The following is a 6,307-nucleotide window of genomic DNA, read 5'->3' as shown; positions in this document are numbered from 1 at the left end:
GCATGAGACCGAGAAGTGAATTCTCGAATATGGTGATCGTGTAGAAATAGACACCGTCACTTACACGCTCACCACTGTCCTTATTGTCTCCTTGCCAGTTGATCTGAGGATCGGCCGTTTCGAATATGAGATTCCCCCATCGGTTGAATATCTTGAAGTCGACACTATCGACATAAGCCGTTGGACTGAAAGGCTCAAACAGGTCATTGGAGCCATCCCCATTGGGTGAGATCACATTGGGAAGGGTGTAGATCGGACAGCTTTCTATGCAGACCTTATTGCTCAACTCACTTTCGTTATTGGCCATCGATCCATCGGGTCTCACGGAGAGGGAGTCGAATGCACTGACTGCGAAACAACCATAGAGATCACCCTCGAAATCGATCAGAACAGTGTCTGAAATAAAAGAGTAAGTCGTCAATAGTTCCAATGAATCGGTCAACGTGGGCGAATAATAGACATTGAATCCTGCCACATCACTGGCACATTCATCATCCGGCAATTGCCAATAGACCTCGTAGGTTCCGTCCTCGCATGTACCATCTATGCTCAGTTCGGGGGCGCATGGAGGCTGATTGTCAAAGGGAGTTGCACACACTTCTTGTGACCAATTGTAGAATGGTCCGGCATAATCTGGATTGGTATAGCCTCCGATGGCCCGTATCACAAAACACTCTTCCACATTGTTCTCGAGATCTGTCACTAGGAAACTGCTCTGGTCGGTGGTCCCCAGAAGCTGGAAGGACCCTATTCCGGTATCGAAACGGTATATCTCGTATGAATTGTTGATCCAAGGCACATCTTCCTCCCAGTCCAGCAAAATCTGTTCATCACTTGGATTCAATTGAAGAAAAACGCTTGAAGGTTCATTGGACTGATTGACCTCAACCCCATCCACGAGTAGAATGACCTGGTAGCTGTATTGAATGCCCTCTGTATCTAATCCTTGATCTATGTATTCTATCTCTCCAATGTCAAGCATAGCAGTAGCCGGAGTCTCGAAGACCTCCTGAAAATCCCCATTTTGTCCTTCGGCTCTCAACACCTTGTAAGCATAAGGACCCGAGAAGAAATTGGTATCCAGTTCCACAGGAGGTCTCCAGCGGATGGTGTCCACACCTGTGGTGTTATCGGTCACACCCACACTTACATGGGTCATTACAGGAATGACGATAGGTATGAGGTCACATATCTCATCACTGACCACGCTTTCGCTCCCATCTTCAAAACAGGCTACTACCCTGTAGCAGATCGTACTTCCGAATGGTACAGTGATATCCTCATAGGAAGTGGCATTAGCATCGGTCGATGAGCCTATGAACGCATACCCCTCAGATGGGTCTAAGCCTGTCTCACAATCTCCCGGTGTGAAAGGATTGCTTCCGATGCGCCTATATACCTTGTACTCGTTGACCTGATCAGCACAGACATATGGATCCCAACTGATCAGGAGGGTACCACCTGGTTCTGCATCGGTCTGTAGGCCCTCTACCGGGGGGCCGATCACAGTGATCGTAAAGCCGTCATTATCCGTCAAGGCCGGTGTCTCAGATTGATCTTCAGCACGCAGATAGACCAGGTAAGGATTCAGACGCACATCCTCACACCCGGGTGTCCACTGCAAGGTAGCTGATGCTGGATTGGAACTGAGTTGAGTGAAATTGGCCCCCAATTCCAAAGGTTCCCCTTCCATGATAAGTTCCAGCGGGTCACCATTCGGGTCTTGAGCAGTGTATTGCACCACCAAGTCTTCATTGGCAATCACACATACATCGGGAATCTCATCATTGATTGGAGGCTGATTGGGACAGGTCCCAATTTCTATCTGCATGTCCCGAACGACTGATCCAACTATGAACCCGAATCGATATTCGGTTATGCGGATAGCGATATTGTACAGACCGGCCAACAGTGGGGTATCCCACGTGACTATTCCGAATTGCTGATCGAATTCCATCACACCATTGGACCCTGGGTCAGGCCAATCATCCGGGAATGCATATCCAGGAACTACCTGTCCATTTCCCCCGGTGCAGGGTATGAGCTCGAAGGCCAGGCTATCCCCATCTTCATCAAAAGCCGCTACTCCATGGGACCATAATCGACCAACACACCCATCTTCCTTAGGTGGGGTGAGTAGCTGGACACTATTATTAGAAGACAAGGCAGTATCCGCATAGATGTAAAGCCAGGTCGTGATGGAGAAGATTTGATCGACCGATCCTGGAATGTTGTTGACCCCAGCATTGCGATTGGGATCTTCAGAATACAATCTGTATTGGCCGGGACCTGGGAATGTGTGTGTAGTCACATAGTAATTCTCCTTGATGCTATTCGGAATGACTATGATCTCCTCGGTACGTTCGATACTATCGTTGGAGTTGTTTCCTGGACCGATGACATGACCCCAGTCTATGGGCATGAATATCCGGTCTGCGTTATTGGGTGAACTGATATCCGTACAGGTACGTATGGTCACCTCATAGGTGAATCCTTCTATGTGCTTGTAAGTAATCTCTCCCGCCCTATTGTGTGTGGCCGAAAGTGATGTAGCCAGCAGTAGCCCGAAAATGACTGAACAGTATGGAAGGAAGGCTCTCAACAGGGATTGTGAATATAGATCAATAACGGGTCCAAGATTTCAAAGTTGCACAAAGTGTATTCCAAAAATGTGCTCGACATCACATTGCTGAATCTCCGAGAAATTCAGTGACGATCTGGAAGAATTCATCGGGTCGTTCTGCATGGAGCCAGTGACCTGCTCCTTCAATGGACTTCACCTCACTCTGGGGAAACTGTATATGCAAGGCCATCATATCGGTATCGACTATATAATCACTTGCCGTTCCCCTGACGAATAGGGTCTCACCCGAGTAGACCTCTTGACCCACGCTAGAGAGTATCTCGTCCAAATGATCTGCGATCACTTGCAGATTCATACGCCAGGCCAGTCTACCTTTCTCCACCCAATAGAGGTTCTTGGCAAGAAACTGGACCACACTCGGGGAGCCCAATTTCTCCGACAAGCGAGCTACGGCATCACTGCGCGAGTCCAGCGAGTCGAGGTCCAAGGAGAACATTGCATCCAATATTTCATCGTGATGAGAGACATAATCCTGAGGGCCGATATCGGCTACGATCAATCGTTCCACACGCTCCGGATGATCCAGTGCGGTCTTCATCACCGTCTTACCACCCATGGAGTGCCCGAGCATATCTGCCCGTTCTATCGTCAAATGGTCCATGAGACGGATGAGATCCTCCGCCATGACCGAGTAGTTCATCTCTTCTGTGTGAAATGACCGGCCATGGTTGCGCTGATCGACCAAGATGACCTGTCGATGCTCAGCAAAGCGCTTTCCCAAGGTGTTCCAATTATCAGAAGACCCGAAAAGACCATGGAGAATAAACAACGGTTCCCCCTCACCTTGGATTCTATGATTCAGTATCACGAAGTGCTCTTAAGTATAAATTGATTGTATTCTCCATTCCATAGCGCAACGCATCACAGATCAATGCATGCCCTATAGAGACCTCATCCAAGTATGGGATTGCTGCTTTGAGTATAGGAAGGTTGTTCAGGTCCAGGTCATGCCCGGCATTTACTCCTAGGCCAGAATCTCTAGCCACTTCAGCCGCTTGGACATACTCTTCGAGTACAGAGTCCTCTCCATCTACTACAGCGCGTGCAAAAGCCTCGGTATAGAGTTCAATACGATCAGCTCCTAATGCAGCCGTATGCTTTATACCCTCCAGATCGTTCTCCATGAAGAGCGAAACACGGATTCCTTTTGCTTTGAATTCCCGTATCACTTTTCTCAGCAGCTCTTCATGATCAAAAACCTTCCAACCCGCATTGGACGTCAATACTTCTGGTGGGTCTGGAACCAAGGTCACTTGATCCGGTCCGACTTCAAGCACCATGTCCATGAATTCATCGGAGGGGTAACCTTCGATATTGAACTCCGTGGATACCACCTTCTTCAGCGCGTACACATCAGCTCGGGTGATATGTCGTTCATCAGGTCGTGGATGGATGGTAATACCCTGTGCCCCGAATCGTTCGATATCCTGTGCCCATCGGATGACGTCCGGATTCTGGCCACCGCGGGCGTTACGTAGGGTGGCAAGCTTGTTGATATTGACACTTAGACGGGTCATTCGGGAAACTTTGAACTGGAATGGAACGTAAAATTAGTTGCAATATCGAGGCAGCCATATGATGTTGGTTGCGTTTATAATCTAGATAGATTTGCCCGCAATGTTGGCCAAAGACTACATATCACTCGAGATTCCCATTCTCAAGTCCTCTGATACCTGTGCGCAGGTACTCCGGTGGATGGATGAGTATCGGGTTCTGCATATGCCTGTATTCAAGGGAGCTGAGTTCATTGGTATAGTCTCTGAGGCCGATATCCTGAATGTAGAAGACGAGAGTCAGCCGGTTCAATCACTGGAGAATAAACTGATGAAAGTGGCCGTCCAAGGCCATAGTACCATCTACGAGGTGATCAAATTGATGGATGACTTCAAGTTAAGCCTCCTACCTGTTCTGGATGACAATAAGCGTCTGATGGGCACTATCAGCTATAAAGAGGTGATCTCTGCCTTGGTAACGGTATTCAATCTCAATGCGCGTGGTGCTGTTTTCGTACTGGAGATGAATTATGTGGACTACGCTCTTTCTGAGATATCACGTATAGTCGAGTCCAATGACTCACGAGTCCTGAGCACCCATGTCAGCTTCCATCCGGATTCCAATTTGATAGATGTGGTAGTCAAGGTCAACACCGAATCGTTGACCGGCATCCTGCAGACCTTGGAGAGATACGACTATGCTGTAAAGGCAAGTTTTGGAAGTAGCCAGACCGATGATCAATTGCAAGAGCGATATGAGGAGTTGATGCGATATCTCAACACCTGACATCCATTTGTTGCGGTCTGCATTCATAATCATCAGTTTTTCGAGTATCTGTTCGCTGAGTTGTCTCGCTCAAGATACCTTACTCTATATACAAGGCTTTGTTGTAGAAGGCAATCGCAAGACTAAGGAGTGGTTGATCACCCGGGAATGTGGGTTCCAAGTAGGCGATACACTGACTAGCAAAAGAGTCGATGCAGTGGCCCGTGAGATACAGACCAACGTGGTCAATCTCCAATTATTTGCGTCAGTGGATGTACTTCCGGTCCCTCTGCCAGATGACCAGATACTGTTCTTGATCACAGTGACCGAACGATGGTACCTCTACCCGGTCCCGGTCATCCAATTGGCCGAACCCAACTTCAATGTATGGTGGAAGAATCGCAAGGATTCCAGGACCAACTATGGAATGAAGTTCAGGCAATACAACTTCCGCGGAAGGAATGAACGATTGGCCGTCACCGTCAAGTTCGGATGGACACGAGAATTTGCCGTGGGGCTCAGTTCACCCTATCTCATCAAAGGAAAGAATTGGGGCTTCAGCGTCAATGCCAAATACAAGGAGAATGAAGAGGTCAATACCGGTACCATCGATAATGAGCGCATTTTCTTCTCGGGTGATGACAACCGTACACGTGTCGAGCAGAACTATTCCATAGGTCTAGGATATCGGCCGGATATCTTTCAGAACCATACCCTAGCACTTCGTTTTGAAGATGTACACACCGCTGATAGTCTGTCCATCCTCTTTCCAGATTATCTAGAACGAGGGCGCACCCGATTACAACAGTTCCGTGCCTCCTATGCCTACTCCAAGGTGAATGTGGATCGAAAAGGCTACCCGCAGAGGGGATATTCCTACGGATTGAGAGTAGAGAAGAAAGGCCTGGGCCTGATGCAGAATGCGGCCGATGTGCTTGATATACAAGGTGCTGTTAGGCGCTATATCCCTTTAGGGGATAGGTGGACCACCCAGCACAGTGTCTCTGGAAAAATGACTTTGTACAATCGCTTGCCCTATTACCTTCAGCAGGGACTGGGATATGGGAATATCTCAGTCAGGAGTTATGAATTCTACATCATCGATGGGCAGAATTATGTGCTATCTCGGAATAATCTGAATTATAAGCTGGTCCAAGAGAAATGCGTTCGCTTTCCTAGCGCGCTGGATCGTATGTTTCCAGAAGTCAGCTTTGCAGCGCACCTGAACCTGATCCTGGATCTAGGGTATGTGCAGGATGAACTTTACAATGAAGTCAATCCTTTGAGCAATGAACTTCTACTCGGGACGGGACTTGGATTGGACATTGTATCGAACTATGATTACGTGTTCAGGATAGAATACACCATCAATCGACTGGAAGAGCAGGGACTCTATCTGCACTA

Annotated in this window: 5 protein-coding genes; 2 read left to right on the top strand and 3 right to left on the bottom strand. The window is 48.1% G+C overall.

The annotated features are described in order from the left end of the window. The 3 genes from HKN79_00065 to HKN79_00055 form a co-directional block, all read right to left on the bottom strand. Window positions 1-2,602 (bottom strand): gliding motility-associated C-terminal domain-containing protein (locus HKN79_00065; protein NNC81945.1); only part of this gene is annotated, 2,602 nt, incomplete at its 3' end. Between the two features lie 79 nt (window positions 2,603-2,681). Then, window positions 2,682-3,452 carry an alpha/beta fold hydrolase gene (locus HKN79_00060; protein NNC81944.1) on the bottom strand — a complete coding sequence of 257 codons (771 nt, stop codon included), beginning with the start codon at window positions 3,450-3,452 and terminating at the stop codon, window positions 2,682-2,684. Further along, window positions 3,436-4,161, bottom strand: a complete 726-nt coding sequence (locus HKN79_00055) for a pyridoxine 5'-phosphate synthase (GenBank protein ID NNC81943.1) — start codon at window positions 4,159-4,161, stop codon at window positions 3,436-3,438. Before HKN79_00055 ends, HKN79_00060 begins: the two co-directional genes overlap by 17 nt. Window positions 4,162-4,261: 100 nt before the next feature. Here HKN79_00055 and HKN79_00050 point away from each other — a divergent pair, with 100 nt between their 5' ends. Both HKN79_00050 and HKN79_00045 read left to right on the top strand, forming a co-directional pair. Continuing rightward, window positions 4,262-4,924 carry a CBS domain-containing protein gene (locus HKN79_00050; GenBank protein ID NNC81942.1) on the top strand — a complete coding sequence of 221 codons (663 nt, stop codon included), beginning with the start codon at window positions 4,262-4,264 and terminating at the stop codon, window positions 4,922-4,924. Window positions 4,925-4,934: 10 nt separating this feature from the next. Then, the coding region (locus HKN79_00045) for a hypothetical protein (GenBank protein ID NNC81941.1) at window positions 4,935-6,307 on the top strand (1,373 nt) is incomplete at its 3' end.

The organism is Flavobacteriales bacterium, assembly GCA_013001705.1.
In the GTDB taxonomy this organism is placed as follows: domain Bacteria; phylum Bacteroidota; class Bacteroidia; order Flavobacteriales_D; family JABDKJ01; genus JABDLZ01.
Note: the sequence above shows the minus strand (reverse complement) of the source record. Positions and strands in the feature narration are given on the sequence as shown.